Source organism: Pseudomonas sp. PDM22, assembly GCF_014851965.1.
GTDB lineage: Bacteria > Pseudomonadota > Gammaproteobacteria > Pseudomonadales > Pseudomonadaceae > Pseudomonas.
In genome coordinates this window covers 686,746-704,188 of record NZ_JACVAR010000003.1, presented here as the reverse complement: position 1 = coordinate 704,188, position 17,443 = coordinate 686,746, and the positions used below count along the sequence as shown (strand labels likewise).

General features: G+C 66.1%; 16 protein-coding genes. 8 read left to right on the top strand and 8 right to left on the bottom strand.

What is annotated here, in order from left to right:
• Positions 1–45 precede the first annotated feature (45 nt).
• Together IB255_RS14220 and IB255_RS14215 are read right to left on the bottom strand one after the other, a co-directional pair.
• Positions 46–930 (bottom strand): 3-keto-5-aminohexanoate cleavage protein, encoded by an 885-nt coding sequence (locus IB255_RS14220; RefSeq protein ID WP_151188814.1) that lies wholly within the window; start codon positions 928–930, stop codon positions 46–48.
• Between the two features lie 87 nt (positions 931–1,017).
• Complete coding sequence (locus IB255_RS14215) at positions 1,018–1,956, bottom strand: choline ABC transporter substrate-binding protein (RefSeq protein ID WP_192210499.1); 939 nt, start codon at positions 1,954–1,956, stop codon at positions 1,018–1,020.
• 228 nt (positions 1,957–2,184) lie between these two features.
• On the opposite strand from IB255_RS14215, the gene IB255_RS14210 reads away from it, so the two are divergent.
• On the top strand, positions 2,185–3,144 hold the full coding sequence (locus tag IB255_RS14210; RefSeq protein ID WP_081519023.1) for a GlxA family transcriptional regulator: 960 nt from the start codon (positions 2,185–2,187) through the stop codon (positions 3,142–3,144).
• Positions 3,145–3,345: 201 nt separating this feature from the next.
• The gene (locus tag IB255_RS14205; protein ID WP_081519022.1) at positions 3,346–3,816 is read left to right on the top strand and encodes a DUF1348 family protein; all 471 of its coding nucleotides are present in this window, start codon (positions 3,346–3,348) and stop codon (positions 3,814–3,816) included.
• A 216-nt stretch (positions 3,817–4,032) separates the two neighbouring features.
• Here IB255_RS14205 and IB255_RS14200 read toward each other — a convergent pair whose 3' ends face one another.
• The 4 genes from IB255_RS14200 to IB255_RS14185 all read right to left on the bottom strand — a co-directional run bounded on the left by IB255_RS14200 (position 4,033) and on the right by IB255_RS14185 (position 8,460).
• On the bottom strand, positions 4,033–5,661 hold the full coding sequence (locus tag IB255_RS14200) for a GMC family oxidoreductase (protein ID WP_081519021.1): 1,629 nt from the start codon (positions 5,659–5,661) through the stop codon (positions 4,033–4,035).
• 138 nt (positions 5,662–5,799) lie between these two features.
• Entirely contained in the window at positions 5,800–6,633 is an 834-nt protein-coding gene (locus IB255_RS14195; RefSeq protein ID WP_081519020.1) for an ABC transporter ATP-binding protein, read from the bottom strand.
• A complete protein-coding gene (locus IB255_RS14190; protein WP_024764976.1) occupies positions 6,621–7,427 on the bottom strand; it encodes an ABC transporter permease in 807 nt (268 codons plus the stop codon). Before IB255_RS14190 ends, IB255_RS14195 begins: the two co-directional genes overlap by 13 nt.
• Positions 7,428–7,485: 58 nt before the next feature.
• A complete protein-coding gene (locus tag IB255_RS14185) occupies positions 7,486–8,460 on the bottom strand; it encodes an ABC transporter substrate-binding protein (RefSeq protein ID WP_081519019.1) in 975 nt (324 codons plus the stop codon).
• Here IB255_RS14185 and IB255_RS14180 point away from each other — a divergent pair.
• The 6 genes from IB255_RS14180 (at position 8,459) to IB255_RS14155 (ending at position 15,241) form a co-directional block, all read left to right on the top strand.
• Positions 8,459–8,638: a hypothetical protein gene (locus tag IB255_RS14180; RefSeq protein WP_139791602.1), complete on the top strand. Its 180-nt coding sequence runs from the start codon at positions 8,459–8,461 to the stop codon at positions 8,636–8,638. The two genes, IB255_RS14185 and IB255_RS14180, sit on opposite strands and share 2 nt — an antisense overlap.
• A 140-nt stretch (positions 8,639–8,778) precedes the next feature.
• A complete protein-coding gene (locus IB255_RS14175) occupies positions 8,779–11,172 on the top strand; it encodes a carbohydrate-binding family V/XII (protein WP_192210498.1) in 2,394 nt (797 codons plus the stop codon).
• 79 nt (positions 11,173–11,251) lie between these two features.
• Positions 11,252–12,226, top strand: coding sequence for an AEC family transporter (locus IB255_RS14170; protein WP_192210497.1), 975 nt, complete (start codon positions 11,252–11,254; stop codon positions 12,224–12,226).
• 109 nt (positions 12,227–12,335) lie between these two features.
• Positions 12,336–12,872, top strand: coding sequence for a hypothetical protein (locus IB255_RS14165; RefSeq protein ID WP_218035500.1), 537 nt, complete (start codon positions 12,336–12,338; stop codon positions 12,870–12,872).
• A 288-nt stretch (positions 12,873–13,160) separates the two neighbouring features.
• Entirely contained in the window at positions 13,161–14,465 is a 1,305-nt protein-coding gene (locus tag IB255_RS14160) for a CitMHS family transporter (RefSeq protein ID WP_081519016.1), read from the top strand.
• A gap of 17 nt (positions 14,466–14,482) precedes the next feature.
• Positions 14,483–15,241 carry a TerC family protein gene (locus IB255_RS14155; RefSeq protein WP_081519015.1) on the top strand — a complete coding sequence of 253 codons (759 nt, stop codon included), beginning with the start codon at positions 14,483–14,485 and terminating at the stop codon, positions 15,239–15,241.
• A 90-nt stretch (positions 15,242–15,331) separates the two neighbouring features.
• Here the strand turns inward: IB255_RS14155 and IB255_RS14150 are convergent, their stop codons facing one another.
• Both IB255_RS14150 and IB255_RS14145 read right to left on the bottom strand, forming a co-directional pair.
• A complete protein-coding gene (locus tag IB255_RS14150) occupies positions 15,332–15,805 on the bottom strand; it encodes an LEA type 2 family protein (RefSeq protein WP_081519014.1) in 474 nt (157 codons plus the stop codon).
• Between the two features lie 17 nt (positions 15,806–15,822).
• Positions 15,823–17,130 (bottom strand): PQQ-dependent sugar dehydrogenase, encoded by a 1,308-nt coding sequence (locus tag IB255_RS14145; RefSeq protein ID WP_192210496.1) that lies wholly within the window; start codon positions 17,128–17,130, stop codon positions 15,823–15,825.
• Positions 17,131–17,443 lie beyond the last annotated feature (313 nt).

Sequence of the window (17,443 nt, the reverse complement as noted above, 5' to 3'; positions counted from 1 at the left end):
GGCGGCGGATAACCCGTTCCGGGTTACTCGCCCTACGGTTCGCAATCAACGGGGTTTGAGGTTCATCTTCCTGCGCCCCTCGGCCGGGCTCAGGGCGCGGCCGCCGAGGCGCTCGATGATCTCGATGGCGCGCTCGACCAGTTGGCCGTTGCTGGCGTGCACGCCGCGGTCCAGCCAGATGTTGTCCTCCAGGCCGACCCGCACGTTGCCGCCCAGCAGCATGGCCTGAGCGACCATCGGCATCTGCGAGCGGCCGATGCCGAAGCCGGCCCAGGTCAGGCCGTCGGGGATGTTGTCGGCCATGGCCTTCATGGTGGTGGTGTCCGCCGGGGCGCCCCACGGGATACCGAGGCAGATCTGGATCAGCGGGTCTTCCAGCAGGCCTTCCTTGAGCATCTGCCTGGCGAACCAGAGGTGGCCGGTGTCGAAGATTTCCAGCTCGGCCTTCACCCCCAGCTCGGTGATGCGCTTGGCGCCGGCGCGCAGCTGGGCCGGGGTGGAGACGTAGATGAAGTCGCCGTCGCCGAAGTTCAGGGTGCCGCAGTCCAGGGTGCAGATTTCCGGCAGCAGCTCCTCGACGTGCTTGAGGCGCTCCAGCGGGCCGACCAGGTCGGTGCCGGCGCCGAACTCCAGCGGCTGCTCGCCCTGGCCGATCTGCAGGTCGCCGCCCATGCCGGCGGTGAGGTTGATGATGATGTCGGTGTCGCTCTCGCGGATGCGTTCGACCACTTCGCGGTAGAGGTTCACGTCGCGGCTGGGCTTGCCGGTCTGCGGGTCGCGGACGTGGCAGTGGGCGACGGTGGCGCCGGCCTTGGCGGCCTCGATGGCGGCGGCGGCGATTTCCTTCGGGGTGACGGGAATGGCCGGGTGCTTGCCGACGGTATCGCCGGCGCCGGTCACCGCGCAGGTGACTATCACTTCATGGTTCACGGTGGCTGTCCTTCTTCGGGTCGAACGAACCCACTGCGCGCCGGGCGGCGCGCAGGGAGTTGCTGGTGGGAGTTGTTTGTCCGGGCGCTATTTCAGCGAGGCCTGGACAGCGGCGAGGCCGTCCTTGCCGTCATAGGTGGTCACGCCGTCGAGCCAGGCCTTGAGCGGCTCGGGGTTCTGCTTCAGCCAGGCCTTGGCGGCGTCCACCGGCTGGCTGCGGTCGAGGATCGGCACCATCACCTGGCTCACCTGCTCGCTGCTGAACTTGAGGTTGTGCAGCAGCTTGGCGACGTTGCCGCACTGCGCCTGGTAGCCGCCGGCGGTCATGATCGAGACGGTGGCGGAGCCTTCGTTGGGGCCGAACACGTCGTCGCTGCCGGTGAGGTATTTCATGTCGATCTGCAGGTTCATCGGGTGCGGCTTCCAGCCGAAGAACACCACCCACTGCTTGCGCTTGATGGCGCGCTTGACCGCGGTGAGCATGCCGGCCTCGCTGGACTCGACGATCTGGAAGCCCTTCAGGCCGAACTTGTCGTCGGCGATCATCTTCGCGGTGATGCGGTTGGAGCCGCTGCCGGGCTCGATCAGGTAGATCTTGTTGCTCAGCTTGTCCTTGAACTTGGCGATGTCGGCGAAGGTCTTCAGTCCGCCGTCGTAGACATAGCTGGGCACGGCGTAGGTGGACTGCGCGTCGGGCAGGGTCGGCGGGGTGATCACGTCGATCTGCTGCTTGTCGAGGTAGGGTTTGGCCACCGGCTGCATGGTCGGTTGCCAGTAGCCGAGGAAGACGTCGAGCTGCTTGTCGGCCATGCCGGCCAGGATGATCTGCTGCGAGGCGCTGGTCTGCTTGACCTTGTAGCCCAGGCCGTCGAGCACGGCCTCGGCCACGGCGCTGCTGGCCACCACGTCGGTCCAGTTCACCGTGCCCATGCGCACGTTCTGGCACTGGGCGGGCTCTGCGGCCCAGCTGGTGCTGGCGGCGAGCATGAGCGCGGCACAGCCGAGCGCTTGGATCGATAGCTTCATGACTTCTCCCTCAAGGCCTTTGCGGCATTGGTTATCGTTGTTGTGTGTCATGCGGCCCCTCACGGGGGGCTGTGGTGATCAAGTTACGCAGCTGCAGGGGTGGTGGATCGCACTGCGGCGACCAGCTCTTGCACAGCAGCGACCTCCCCGATTGCCAGGGCGACGTCCTTGGTTCATAAGCATGGGCTCAGCGGCCACTACGCTGCCCCCAATTGCACGGTACCCGCCATGTCCCAAGACTTCTGGTTCCTGCTGTTGCCCGGTTTTTCGGTGATGGGTTTCGTCTCCGCCGTGGAGCCGCTGCGGGTGGCCAACCGTTTTCGCGGCGAGCTGTATCGCTGGCACCTGATGAGCCTGGACGGTGGGCCGGTGCTGGCCAGCAACGGCATGTCGATGAACGCCGACAGTGGCCTGGAAGCGCTGCGCGCGGGCGACACCCTGCTGGTGGTGGCCGGCTTCGAGCCGCTGCGCGCCTGCACCCCGGCGCTGCTGCACTGGCTCAAGCGCCTGGACCGCGACGGCGTGACCCTGGGCGGCATCGACACCGGCAGCTTCGTGCTGGCCGAGGCCGGGCTGCTGCAGCGCCAGCGCTGCACGGTGCACTGGGAGGCGCTGGATGCCTTCCGGGAGACTTATCCACAGGTGCAGGCGACCCAGGAGCTGTTCGAGATCGACGGGCCGCGCATCACCTCAGCCGGCGGCACCGCATCCATCGACCTGATGCTCGACCTGATCGCCCAGGCCCACGGGCCGGAGCTGGCGGTGCAGGTCTCGGAGCAGTTCGTGGTCGGGCGCATCCGCACCCGCCAGGACCACCAGCGCCTGCAGGTCGCCAGCCGCTACGGGGTGAACAACCGCAAGCTGGTGCAGGTGATCGGCGAGATGGAGCGTCACACCGAGCCACCGCTGTCGACGCTGGAGCTGGCCGAACGCATCCAGGTGACCCGGCGCCAGCTCGAGCGCCTGTTCCGCCTGCACCTCAACGACACGCCATCGAACTTCTACCTCGGCCTGCGCCTGGACAAGGCGCGCCAGCTGCTACGCCAGACCGACATGAGCGTGCTGGAGATCGGCGTGGCCTGCGGCTTCGAGACGCCCTCGTACCTGTCGCGCAGCTACCGGGCGAAGTTCGGGGTGTGCCCGAGCCAGGACCGCGTGGGGTTGCGCAAGGTCGCTGCCAAAGCCTGAAACCTGTAGGGCGCATAACGCCTACGGCGTTATCCGCCATGGCAGATAACCCGTTCCGGGTTATGCGCCCTACGTTTCTGGAGTTCCGCTGCTACGAAAAGCAAGTTGGCAATATCTGTGGGATTACCGTCATTTACCCCATTCGGGGCCGGGCGGAGTATGCAGATCAGGTTCAAACCCTCACTGCCTTTGGAGACCACCATGAGCGAAGCCCGTCCCCCTCTGCCGCCCTTCACCCGCGAAACCGCCATCCAGAAAGTCCGCCTCGCCGAGGACGGCTGGAACAGCCGCGATCCGCATCGCGTGTCGCTGGCTTACACGCCGGACAGCCGCTGGCGCAACCGCGCGACCTTCGTCCAGGGCCGCGAGCAGATCGTCCAGTTCCTCACTGCCAAGTGGGTGCGCGAACAGCAGTATCGGCTGATCAAGGAACTCTGGGCCTTCACCGACAACCGCATCGCCGTGCGCTTCGCCTACGAGTGGCACGACGACTCGGGCAACTGGTTCCGTTCCTACGGCAACGAGAACTGGGCCTTCGACGAGAACGGCCTGATGTTCGAGCGTCACGCCAGTATCAACGACCTGCCGATCAGCGAGGACGAGCGCCTGTTCCGCTGGCCGCAGGGCCGCCGGCCGGACGATCATCCGTCGCTCAGCGATCTGGGGCTCTAGATCCGTTATCCACAAGATTGACCGGGGCACCGCGTAGGATGGCGTGGAGCGAAGCGATACCCATCGATCACCGGCAAACTCGCCGATGGGTATCGCAAGCTCCGCCCATCCTACGAATGAGCTTCCCGGTGACGGCAGAGCCAATGGGGATGCCGTCGTAGGGCGCAGAAAACGGCGGATAACCTGTTCCAGGTTATTCGCCCTACCACTGCGCTATCAGGCCGGGACTGCCTGGGCGGGAGCAGCCGACGTCGCGCTGCTCTCTTCCAGGATCATCGCCGCCGCGCGCTCGCCGAGCATGATGCAGGGTGCGTTGGTGTTGCCGCTGATGAGTGTCGGCATGATCGACGCGTCCACCACGCGCAGGCCCTTCAGGCCGTGAACGCGCAGGCGCAGGTCGACCACCGCCTGCGGGTCCTCACCCATCTTGCAGGTGCCCACCGGGTGGAACACGGTGGCGGCGTATTCGCGCAGGTGTTCCATCAGTTGCTCATCGGTCTGCACCTGCGGGCCGGGGAGCATCTCGGCGCCACGGATGCTGTCGAACTCCGGCTGGGCGAGGATCTTGCGCGCCAGCTTCACGCCTTCCACCAGCACGCGGCCGTCTTCCTCGTTGGCGAGGAAGTTGTAGTCGATCTCGATGTCGCCACCGGGCTTCACCCGTAGCTCGCCGATGCTTTTCGGCCGCAGCACGCAGGTGTGCACGGCGTAGCCATGGCCCCATTCGAACAGGCGGCCACGGTGGCTGCGGTAGCCGGGCACGAAGTGGAACTGCACGTCAGCCAGACCATCCGCCAGAGGGGTACGGGCGAATCCGCCGGCCTCGACGTAGTTGGTGGTCAGCCAGCCCTTCTTCGCCAGCAGGTACTTGAACGGCGAAAGCAGGATATGCGGCAGCGAGCCGAGGGAGAAGCCCAGGCTCAGCGGGCTCGGCGAACGCACAGTAACCAGGCCGTCGAGGTGGTCCTGGAGGTTCTTGCCCACCCCCGGCAGGTCGTGTTTCACCGGGATGCCGGCGGCTTTCAGCTCGGCTGCCGGGCCGATGCCGGAGGCCAGCAGGATCTGCGGCGAGCCGAGGGCGCCGGCGGTGAGGATTACCTCGCGACGCGCGAGCAGACGTTCGCCGCTGCGCAGTTCGATGCCGGTGACGCGCTCGCCTTCTAGCAGCAGGCGGCCCACCTGGCGCTCGGTCAGCACGGTGAGGTTCGGGCGTTGCAGCGGCGCGACGAAGGCGCGGTAGCTGCTCAGGCGCTTGGCATCCTTCTGGGTCACGTTGTAGATGCCAACGCCTTCGAACTCGCGGCCGTTGAAGTCATCGTTGCGGCGCAGACCGATCCGTTCGCCAGCCTTGATGAACAGGCTGGACAGCGGGTTGGGGTCACGCGGCTTGTCCACCACCAGTTCGCCGAGGGTGCCGTGCAGCGCCGGGTCCTGGCCGAGCAGGTTGCGTTCGGATTTCTTGAAGAACGGCAGCACGTCCTTCCAGCCCCAGCCGGGGCAACCTTCGGCTTCCCAGCGGTCGTAGTCGGAGGCGTGGCCGCGGATGTAGATCATGCTGTTCATCGAGCTGGAACCACCCAGCGCCTTGCCGCGCGGGCAGTGCAGCGAGCGGTTGTTCAGGCGCTTCTGCGGCGCGGAGAAGAAGTTCCAGCTGAACACCTTGCTCTTGTACAGGGTGATGGTGCCGGCCGGGGTCTGCACGCGCGGGCTGGCGTCGCTGCCGCCGGCTTCCAGCAGGCAGACACGTACCGACGGGTCGGCGCTCAGGCGGTTGGCCAGCACGCAACCGGCGGAGCCGGCGCCGACGATGAGGTAGTCGTAGGTGGAATCTTGGGTGAAGGACATGGGGGCTCCCAGTGAGTCTTGCGTGAATCGCAGAACCCCTCACCCCAACCCTCTTCCGAGGGAAGAGGGGGCCGAACGGTGCTGCAGCGGATCACCGCATCGGCCGGCGCCCTGCAGGAGGCGCCAGCCGGCGGCAGGTCAGTGCGCTTCTTCCAGGTCGTCGTGCAGCAGCCCGAGGATTTCGCGCTTCATCTCGATGAACTGGCGGTCCATGACCATGTCCAGCGAGCGCGGTCGCTCGATGGGCACGTCGAGGATCTGCTTGATGCGGCCGGGGCGGGCGCCCATGACGTAGACGCGGTCGCCCAGCAGGATGGCCTCGTCGATGTCATGGGTGACGAACACCACGGTCTTCTTGCTGTGGTCCCACACACGCAGCAGCAGTTGCTGCATCTGCATGCGGGTCTGGCTGTCGAGCGCGCCGAAGGGCTCGTCCATCAGCAGGATCTGCGGGTCGTTGGCCAGCGCGCGGGCAATCGCCACGCGCTGCATCATTCCGCCGGAAAGCTGCTTGGGGTAGTTGTTCTCGAAGCGGCGCAGGCCGACTTCGTCGAGGTAGTAGTCGACGATCTCGCGGCGCTCGGCCGCCGGCATGCCGCGGCGCTTGAGGCCGAACTCGACGTTCTGGCGCACGGTGAGCCAGGGGAACAGGGTGTAGCTCTGGAACACCATGCCGCGGTCGGCGCCGGGGCCGTCGACCAGTTGGCCGCCGACGTAGATATCGCCCTCGGTGGGCTCGGACAGGCCAGCGGTGAGGTAGAGCAGGCTCGATTTGCCGCAGCCCGATGGCCCGACGATCACCGCGAACTGCTGGTCCGGCACCTCGAAGGAGACGTTTTCCAGCGCGCTGAAGGTGCCGCCGTCCGGCGTGCGGTAGCGCAGGCTGACGTTCTCCACCCGCAGGCGGGCCGGGTTGGCAGGTTGCTGACCGGTCACGGCCTGTTCTTCCTGCTTGATCGCTACTGCGCCCATGACGCCACCTTCAGTCGGATGAATCGGAAGAGTTGGTCGGTGATCAGGCCCAGCAGGCCGATGATGGCAATTGCCAGGAAGATCACGTCGACCTGGAAGCCGCGCATGGCCTTGAGGCTGATGTAGCCCAGGCCGCTGGAGGCGGCGACCAGTTCGGCGACCACCAGGTAGGTCCAGGCCCAGCCCATGGTCACGCGCAGGGTGTCGAGCACGCCGGGCAGCGAGGCCGGGCCGAGCACATGGAGGACCACGTCGCGGCGGTTGCAGCCCAGGGTGTAGGAGGCGTTCACCAGGTCCTTGGCGACGCCGCGGGAGACGTCGGCGATCATCACCAGCTGCTGGAAGAACACGCCGAAGATGATCACGGTGACGCGCTGCTCCAGGCCGATGCCGATCCACAGGATGAACAGCGGTACGAAGGAGGTCACCGGCAGGTAGCGGATGAAGTTCACCAGCGGTTCGAGGAAGGCCTGGACGATGCGGAAGCTGCCCATCAGCAGCCCCAGCGGCACCGCCACCAGCGAGGAGATGATGAAGCCGATCATCACCACCTTGACGCTGGCCATCACGTGGGTGGCAAGGGTGCCGTCGCTGGCCAGGCGCACGCCGGCCGCGAGTACCGCGTCCGGGGTCGGCAGGAACATCGCCGGCACCACGCCACCGTAGGAAAGCCCGGCCCACAGGCCGAACACGAGCAGCCAGCACAGCGTGCCGGCGGACCAGACCAGCTTCAACGGCAGGTCGACCTTGGGCGTCAGGCAACGGCTGAGCCAGGATTGCGAACGACGAGGCATCGCGGATTCCTCCAGGCGAGCGGCACCAGGCCGCCCGCGGGGACAAAAAGTGAGACGGTTACTCGGAGACGAAACGCGGGTCGACCAGGTCGTCGTAGCTGACTTCCAGGCGCTTGCCCTGCAGGCCGCTCCAGGTCTCGTTGGCGAGACGGATCAAGCCCTTGATGTCACCGGGCTTGCCGGGGGTGCCAATGAGCTGCTCGCTCATCGCCTTGTCGTAGAAGCGCACGCCCTTGGCGGCATCGGCCAGGGCCTTGGGATCGGAGAGGTAGCCGCCGACGCCCTTGGCCATGATCGCGTAGGCCTCGTCCGGGTGCTCCTTGGTGTATTGCACGGCCTTGTACAGGCCTTTCACCAGGGCCTTCACGTCCTCGGGCTGCTTCTCGATGACGTCGCAGTTGAGGGCGACCACATCGACGATCACGCCGGGAGTGGTGGAGCTGTCCACCAGCACCTTGCCCTGCTGCTTCTCGCGCACCAGCGAGAGATGCGGCTCCCAGGTCACGGCGGCGGGCACGCGACCGGCGATGAAGGCGCTGGCCGCGTCATCGGCGGTCATGTTCTGCACCTTGATGTCGCTCATGTTCATGCCGGCGTGCTTGAGCAGGTAGGCCAGCCAGAATTGCGAGACGGAGCCTTCGTTGACCGCCACCTCCTGGCCCTTGAGCTGGGCCAGCGAGGTGACGTCCTTGCCCACCAGCACGCCGTCGCCGCCATGGCTGTCGTCCAGTGCGGCCACGGCCTTGAAGCAGAACTTGGGCCGGTACTTGAGGATTTCGTCGATGGTGGAGGCGGAGCCGGACAGTTGGCCGGAAGCCTGGGCCGCCATGTACATCGAGGCTTCCTCGATGGTGGTCAGCTGCAGGTCCAGTCCCTGTTCCTTGAAGTAGCCCAGGTCGCGGGCGAGGTACAGGGTGCCGTAGCCGACCCAGGTGGTGTGGCCGATGGACAGGGTGCCGGCCTGCGCGCCAGAAACGGCGGCGAGAGCCAGGGCGGAACACGCGATGGAACGCACGAACAAGGACTTGATCATGAAGCACTCCCACAGCCGTTTGGCTTTTTTGTTGATTTACTGCGGCAGTGGCCAGAAGGCCGGTAAAACCGGGACATGCGCGGCATCGAGCTCTATGGCTCAGCGTCTGAAGGCTTTGTCTCGCGACATGTCTGACAGACCGATGGTCGCCGAAGCGGGAGGCTCGGAAAATTATTAAATATGTCGTTGCGCCATAAGAAAAAGCTGCCTTGCCGGCGAAATTGCACCAGCATGGCGCAGGGGAGAACTCGGACACGCGCGGGTTGTTTCGCGCTGCACTAAGGTTGAACGCAGCTCTCCTCAAGGAAGGTTTCCAACATGGCTTTACGTCCCGTTCTGTCGGCCCTGGCGCTCGCCATCGGGCTGTCGCTGCACCCCGCTCTTTCCGTCGCCGCCGATCCCCAGGCCCCCGCCGTCACCGAGCTGAAATGGCCGCGGGATTTCGCCCTGGGCGAGCAGCACGTGCAGATCTTCCAGCCGCAGATCGAGGGCTGGGACGGCACCCGCATGAGTGGCCGCGCGGCCATCGCCATCGGCCCCGCCAACGGCGCACCGACCTACGGCGTGGCGCAGTTCTCCGCGGCCGCCGCCATCGACAAGGCCACGGGGCTGGTGCAGCTCACCGACCTGCGCATCGACAAGGTGGAAGTACCCACCGCCCCGGACAGCGCCGGCAAGGTGCGCGACGCGCTGGTGGCGCGCCTGCCCAGGGACGGCCTGACCGTCTCCCTCGATGAGCTGCAGGCCAGCTACGCGGTGAACCAGCAGCTCGACCAGCTGCGCCATGTGCAGGTGAAGAACGACGCGCCGCAGATCGTCTTCGCCGCGACCCCGACGGTGCTGGTGATGATCGATGGCCAGCCGAACTGGCAGGCACTGCCGAGCAGCGACTTCCAGCGCGTACTCAACAGCCGCGTGCTGGTCCTGCGCGACGCCCAGGGCAACCACTACCTCAATGCCGCCGGCAACTGGTACACGGCCCAGGCACTGGATGGCAGCTGGCTGGTACTGAGCCAGCCACCCAAGGCGCTGCTCAATGCGCAGCAGGTGGCGGAGAAAGCGGGCCCGGTGGACGCCCTGCTGCCCAAGGACGGCAAGGTGCCGGGCAAGGCGCCGGCGATCCTGGTGGCGACCCGCCCCACCGAGCTGATCGTCAGCGACGGCACCGCACAGATGCAGCCAGTGGACGGCGTCAGCCTGCTGACGATGAAGAATGCCGACCACGCGGTGTTCGTCGATCCGACCCATAACACCTGGTACGTGCTGCTCTCCGGCCGCTGGTTCAGCGGCCCCGGCGAGCAGGGTCCGTGGCAGTTCGTCGAGGGCAAGGACCTGCCCGCCGACTTCGCGAAAATCTCGCCCAGGGACCCGAAGGCCAACGTACTGGTATCGGTGCCCGGCACCCCGCAGGCGAAGGAAGCGGCCATCGCTGCGAGCATTCCGCAGACTGCCTCCGTCTCACGCAGCAAGGCGACCATGAAGGTCAGCTACGACGGCGCGCCCAGCTTCCAGCCCATCAGCGGGACAAGTCTGCAGTACGCGGTGAACACGCCGACACCGGTGATCGAGGTCGCCGCCAACCAGTTCTTCGCCGTCACCAACGGCGTCTGGTTCGTTGCCCCCAGCCCCACCGGGCCCTGGCAGGTGGCAACCGAGGTGCCGGCGGCGATCTACGGCATCCCGCCCAGCTCGCCGGTGTACTACGTGACCTACGTGCACATCTACTCGGTCACCCCGCAGACCGTGGTGGTGGGCTACTCCCCCGGCTACCTGGGCGTGGTGGTGAACAGCGACGGCACGGTGGTCTACGGCACCGGCTACACCTACCCGGCCTACGTCAGCCAGACCGTCTACTACGGCTATCCGCCGACCTACGGCTACGGCGCAGGCTTTGCCGTGGGCGCGCTGACCGGCTTCGCCTTCGGTTACGCGGCGGGCGCCTACTGGGGCTCTCCGGAACCCTACTGGGGCCCGTACTGGGGCCCCTATCCGCACGGCGGCTGGAGCTACGCCAACGTGAACCAGGCGAACTTCTACGGCCGCTGGGGCCAGGGCACGGTCACCCACGCCTATGGCTACAACGGCTGGACCGGCACCCAGTGGCAGGGCAGCTCGGCGGTGGGCTACAACCCGCGCACCGGGACGCACTTCCAGGGCGCCCAGGGTTCGGCCTTCAATCCCTACACCGACGAGGGCGCGGCCGGGCGGCGCGGGGCTTACTCCAATGCTTCCACCGGCATGTCCGGCGCGGGCCGCAGCGGCGTGGCCTACGACGCCGACAGCGGTGACTTCAAGGCCGGCCAGCAGGGCATCCAGCACAACGCCCAGACCGGCCGCACCACCATCGCCGAGCGGGGCGTCTCCGGCGACGTGGACGACGGACGCGGCAGCTACGACAAGCAGAACCAGGGCATCAGCTACAACCGGCGCACTGGCAACGCCGTGGCCTGGAAGAACGGCGACGTCTACGCCGGCCACGACGGCAACGTCTACCAGCACACCGACAGCGGCTGGCAGCAGCACACCAGCAACGGCTGGCAACCGGTGCAGCAGAGCCAGGCCAACGTCCGCAGCCAGCTGGACCAGCAATACCAGTCGCGGCAGATCGGCCAGCAGCGCTTCAACCAGACCCAGCGGCAGTGGGGCGGTGGCGGCTTCGGTGGCGGGCATTTCGGCGGGGGCCATTTCGGTGGAGGCGGCTTCCGCCGCTGAGTCTGTGGACAAGGTTTTCCACAGCGCTGATGACTGTGGAAAACCGCTCTGGGCAAGGTGAGAAACTTATCCACACGCCTTGCCCTTTCCCGCACGCCCTCGGCAAGATGCCCGCTCCCACCACCATCGCGGGGTTGCCGTGACCGCTCTGTTCCAGGCCCTCTGGCCGTTGTTCGCGCTGATCGTCGGCGGCTTCGTGCTGCGCCGCAAAGGTTTCCCCGGCGACGCCTTCTGGCCGGCAGCGGAGCGGCTCAACTACTTCATCCTGTTCCCCGCGCTGCTCGCCAGCAGCCTGGCCAGTGCACCGCTGAACGACCCCGGCCTCGCCCGCCAGGCGCTGGCGGTGGTGCTGGGCCTGGGCATCGCCTGGGTCGCCCTGCTGGTCGTCAAGCGCCTGCGCGGCTGGAACGCCGCACGTTTCGGCGCCATAGCCCAGGGCGTTTTGCGCTTCAACACCTACCTGGGACTTGCCGCTGTCGGCAGCCTGTACGGCAAGCCGGGGCTGACCCTGGCCGCGCTGATGCTGGCGCTGATGGTGCCGACGGTGAACGTGATGTCGGTGTGGGCGCTGACCGCCGAGCGCGGCATCAGCCTGCGCTCGCTGCTGCTACCGATCGTGAAGAACCCGCTGATCCTCGCCTGCGTGGCCGGCGCTCTGCTCAATGTCACGGGTATCGGCCTGCCTGGCGGCACCGACCGGCTGTTCAACCTGCTCGCCGTGGCCAGCCTGCCGCTGGGCCTGCTCTGCGTCGGCGCCGCGCTGCAGCCGCAGGAACTGCGCGCGGAAGTCTCGGCGCTGGGCTGGAACTGCGCGATCCGCCTGCTGGCCATGCCGCTGCTGGCCTTCGCCATCGCCCGACTGCTGGCCCTGCCGCCGCTGGAAAGCGCGCTGCTGGTGCTGTTCTTCGCCTTGCCCACAGCCCCGACCGCCTATGTGCTGACCCGCCAACTGGGTGGCGAGAGCGGACTGATGGCCGGGATCATTACCCTGCAGACATTGCTGGCCGGCGCGAGTCTGCTGGTGGTGATGGGACTGATCCAGTCACTCGGCTGATCCGCTGACGCTGCCTATCGCCAATACAGTGATCCACAATGGCTGCAGGCGATCCTGGCGTGATCGGGCTGAGCTGATCTCGGCTTCTCTCTCGTAACGAGGCAACTCCGTGCGCAACTGGCTGACTCTGCTGGCTCTGGTCGCTCCTCTGTGCTGGGCGACGGATGCGGCGAAGGACTTCACCTTCGCCGGCACTGACTATTTCCATCGCTGGTCGCGGGAGGATCAGCACGAGTTCACACCGCAAGGCCAGACGGACCTGGCGAAATGGCAGGACATGCTCACCCTGCACCGCTACACGGCGGCCACGAATGCCGAGCAGATGGCGGCCGTGGCCAACGCTGTGCTGGACAACTACAAGCAGCAGGGCGCGATGATTCTCAAGGTCGACGCCAGCCCCGCCCGGGGCAGTCAGCCCGCGGTCTATTTCATTGCCGCCGTGTTCCCGCAACCGAGCTTCATCGAAGCGGTATTCACCCGCCTCCGGCTGGAGAACGGCGTGGGCACGGGGGTGATCTACTCCCACAGGCTCTACGGCAAGGCGATTGGCGAAAGCATGAGCGCCTGGCTCAAGGCCAACGCCGAGGCGCGGGAGAACGAGCTGATGGATTGGCAGCCGCCGGCCAAAGCTTTCCAGCGCCGTTGAATCAGCACGGGGAAGATTCGCTGCCAGGCTATCGCGGGCAGGGCCCGCTCCGACAGAAATCGCTCCGATCAGCGGTCATCGTCCGCGAAAGCCTGCTGAAAGCTTGACCCCCTAGCATCGCCGCCTCGGTCCTCCCGGCCGGACCTGCGTTCGCGCAGCGTACAAAAACAACAATCGGTGATTGCCCATGCCCCGCTTCCTGTCCCTACCCGCCCCGACTCCGTCCGCACCGCGCGTGCTTATCCACAGCCGCTGCTGAATCCCCCGCGCCGACCCGGAGTTATCCCCATGCTGACTTTCCTTGCCTTCGCCATGGTGGCGACCTTCATGTTCCTGATCATGACCAAGCGTCTGTCGGCGCTGATCGCGCTGATCCTGGTCCCGATCGCCTTCGCCCTGCTCGGCGGCTTCGCCAAGGGCCTGGGGCCGATGATGCTGGACGGCATCCGCACCCTGGCGCCGACCGGTGTGATGCTGATGTTCGCCATCCTCTACTTCGCCATCATGATCGACTCCGGACTGTTCGACCCGGCGGTGCGGCGCATCCTCAGGCTGGTCAAGGGCGACCCGCTGAAGGTATCGATGGGCACCGCCGCGCTGGCGATGATCGTCTCGCTGGATGGCGACGGCTCGACCACCTACATGATCTGCGTGGCGGCCGTGCTGCCGCTGTACAGCCGGCTGGGCATGAGCCCGCTGCTGATGGCCTGCCTGATCATGCTCTCCAGCGGCGTGCTGAACATGACCCCCTGGGGCGGCCCGACCGCCCGCGCGGCCAGCGCACTGCACGTGGACCCGGCAGACATCTTCGTGCCGATGATCCCGGCCATGCTTGCCGGCATCGCGGCGATCTTCGGCCTGGCCTGGGTCTACGGCAAACGTGAGCGTGCCCGCCTGGGCGAGCTGCACCTGCCGACCGACCACGACGCCATGGCCGAGGTCAGCGTCTCGCAGTTCCCCGAAGCGCGCCGGCCTAAGCTGCTGTGGTTCAACGCGGTGCTCACGGTGGTCCTGATGGGCACCCTGATCGCCGGCCTGCTGCCGATGCCGGTTCTCTTCATGATCGCCTTCGGTATCGCGATGATCGTGAATTATCCCTGCATCATGGAGCAGAAAAAGCGCATCGGCGCCCATGCCGAGAACGTCCTCGCGGTGGTCTCGCTGATCTTCGCCGCCGGGGTCTTCACCGGGATTCTTTCCGGAACGGGGATGGTCGAAGCCATGTCGAAAAGCCTGCTGGCGGTGATCCCGCCGGCGCTGGGGCCGTACCTGGCGACCATCACGGCGCTGGTGAGCATGCCGTTCACCTTCTTCATGTCGAATGACGCTTTCTACTACGGCGTGCTCCCGGTACTCTCCCAGGCCGCCGCGCAGTACGGCATCACCCCGGTGGAAATGGCCCGCGCCTCCATTGTCGGCCAGCCGGTACACCTGCTCAGCCCGCTGGTGCCCTCGACCTACCTGCTGGTGGGGCTGGCCAAGGTGGACTTCGGCGACCACCAGCGCTTCACCCTCAAGTGGGCCGTGCTGGTGTGCCTGGCGATCCTCGCCGCGGCCCTGCTGCTGGGCCTTTTTCCTCTCTTTAACGACTGACTTCGAGTACCGCTCAAATGGAATGGCTGACCAGCCCTGAAATCTGGATTGCGTTCTTCACCCTGACTGCCCTGGAAATCGTCCTGGGCATCGACAACATCATCATGATTTCCATCCTGGTCGGCCGCATGCCCAAGCACATGCAGCCGCGCACGCGCTTCTTCGGGCTGGCGCTGGCGATGGTCACGCGCATCCTGCTGCTGCTCTCGATCACCTGGGTCATGCGCCTCACCGCGGACCTGTTCGAAGTGTTCGGCCAGGGCATCTCCGGGCGCGACCTGATCCTGTTCTTCGGCGGCCTGTTCCTCCTGTGGAAAAGCAGCAGCGAGATCTTCCACGGCCTGGAAGGCGAGGACGAAACCGAGGGCGAACCCAAGAGCGTGATGGGCGGCTTCATCGGCACCATCATCCAGATCGCCATCATCGACATCGTGTTCTCGCTGGACTCGGTGATCACCGCCGTGGGCATGGTCTCCAACGTGCCGGTGATGGTCGCGGCGATCGTTGTCGCGGTGCTGGTGATGATGCTGGCGGCCGGCGCCATCAGCGACTTCATCGACAAGCACCCGTCGCTGAAGATGCTGGCGCTGTCGTTCCTCATCGTGGTCGGCACCGTGCTGATCGCCGAAGCCTTCGAAGTCCACGTGCCCAAGGGCTATGTCTACTTCGCCATGGCCTTCTCGCTGGCGGTGGAAGCGCTGAACATCCGCATGCGCACCGCGCGCGGCAAGAAGGAAGACCCGGTGAAACTGCGCAAGGACATTCCGGGGCAGTAATTCACAAGTGTTATCCACCGGCGGTGAATAACAGCCGGGCAATAAAAAGCCGGGCTATCCACAGCCCGGCTTATCCACAGCAGCTCGACGTCAAGGGCGTGCGACCGGCTCCGGCCAGTTCAGCACGCCCTTGTCGTTGAAGCGCACCGTGCCGAACAGGCCACCCGCCAGCTTGCCGTTGATCTCGTAGGGCATGCCCTGGCGCGGCGGCCCGCCGGACAGGCCCCAGGCCTGGCGGAAGGCGGAAAAGGCCGAGATGCTCACCGGCACGCTGATCACTGTTTCGCCGAAGCGCGGCACCTGCCCGCTGGCGTCGCTCACCCCGCTGGCCAGCGGCTGGCCGTTCACCGACAGGTCCAGGGCGATGCCGTTGTAGTCGATGGCCTGGTCATTGGGGTTCTGCACCCGCAGCTTGACCGTGAAGCGCGCTTCCATGCCCTGCCCGGTGGCCGGCTCCAGGCCGACCAGATCGATGTTCAGCGGGTCGCGCGTGCCGAACAGGCTGCTGCAGGCGCCCAGCGCCAGCAGCAAGGTCATCAGGGCAATACGCCGGGCAATCGCCATGCTTTCTCCTTGTCGATTCACTTCAGGGTCGCCGGGCGCAGGCGCCAGACGGTGTTACCCACATCGTCGGCCACCAGCAGGCCGCCGAACTTATCCACAGCGACGCCGACCGGCCGGCCCATGGCTTCGTCGTTGTCGTTGATGAAGCCGTCCAGCACCGTCACCGGCTGGCCGTTGGGCTTGCCGCCGCCGAAGGGGATGAACACCACCTGGTAGCCGCTGCGCGGCTTGCGGTTCCACGAGCCGTGCTGGCCGATAAATACCCCGCCACGATAGCGCTCCGGCAGCAGACTGCCCTGATAGAAGGCAAGGCCGAGGGAAGCGGTGTGCGCGCCGAGGGCGTAATCCGGCACCAGCGCCTCCGCCACCCTGTCCGGGCGCGGCGGCTCAACGCGTTTATCCACATGCTGGCCGTAATAACTCCAGGGCCAGCCGTAGAAGCCGCCGTCCTTCACCGAGGTCATGTAGTCGGGCACCAGATCGTTGCCCAGTTCGTCGCGTTCGTTGACGGCTGTCCACAGGGCGCCGCTGTTGGGCTCCCAATCCAGCCCGTTGGGGTTGCGCAGGCCGGAGGCGAACACCCGCACGTTGCGGTTGGACAGGTCGATCTGCAGGATCGCCGCGCGGTTCTTCTCCGTATCCAGGCCGTTCTCGCCGACGTTGCTGTTGGAGCCGACGGTGGCGTAGAGGTAATGGCCGTCAGGGCTGGCGAGGATGTTCTTGGTCCAGTGGTGGTTGATCGGCCCGCCCGGCAGGTCGACGACCTTCTCGGCCTTGGCGCTGATCGTCGTCTCGCCGGTCTTGTAGGGGAAACGCACCACCGCGTCGGCATTGGCGACGTACAGCCAGTTATCCACAAGGGCCATGCCGAAGGGCGAGAACAAACCCTCGAGCAGCACGCTGCGCTGCTCCGGCACGCCGTCGCCATCGGCATCGCGCAGCAGGGTGATGCGGTTGGCGCTAGGTACGTTGGCGCCGGCCTTCTCCATCACCTTGCCGGCGACCCAGTCCTTCAGTCCGCCGGACTCTTCCCTGGGCGGCGCCGAGCTTTCCGCCACCAGCACGTCGCCGTTGGGCAGCACGTAAAGCCAGCGCGGGTGTTCGAGCTTGTCGGCGAAGCGCTGCACTTCCAGGCCTTCGGCCGCTCGCGGCTTCTGGTCGGCAGGCCAGCCGGTGGCATTGGCGATGTTGACGGTAGGCAGCAGGCTGCTCTGCGGTTCCGGCAGCTGCGGTTGCGGCCCGGTACCGGCGGTGAATGGCAACGCCGACTTGTCGCCACAACCGGTAACCGCCAGCGCAATCAGGAGGGGGAACGACCAACGCATGGGACTACTCCTCGACCCTTGGTGTGTTTCTTTCAGCAAGTGGACAGGCAGTCTAGACATTACCGCTCGCCATTCCGTGCGAAATAACCGATGCAAAGGCGCTCGCATCCGCTTTTGATCGGCTTTACTGACAGACAGGATTGCCGGCAAATCAGAGATTTGGCGAACCCTCAAGGAAGAACGGGGGTCTACCATGACAGTCTTGTGACAATCGCCTGAGCGTTGCCGTGTCCTTCTCGGCCCTCCGCGCTGTCTGTACGGAGCCGCGGGCGAGGTCGTTACAGGGTCCGTTGACGGACGCACCGCCCACGGG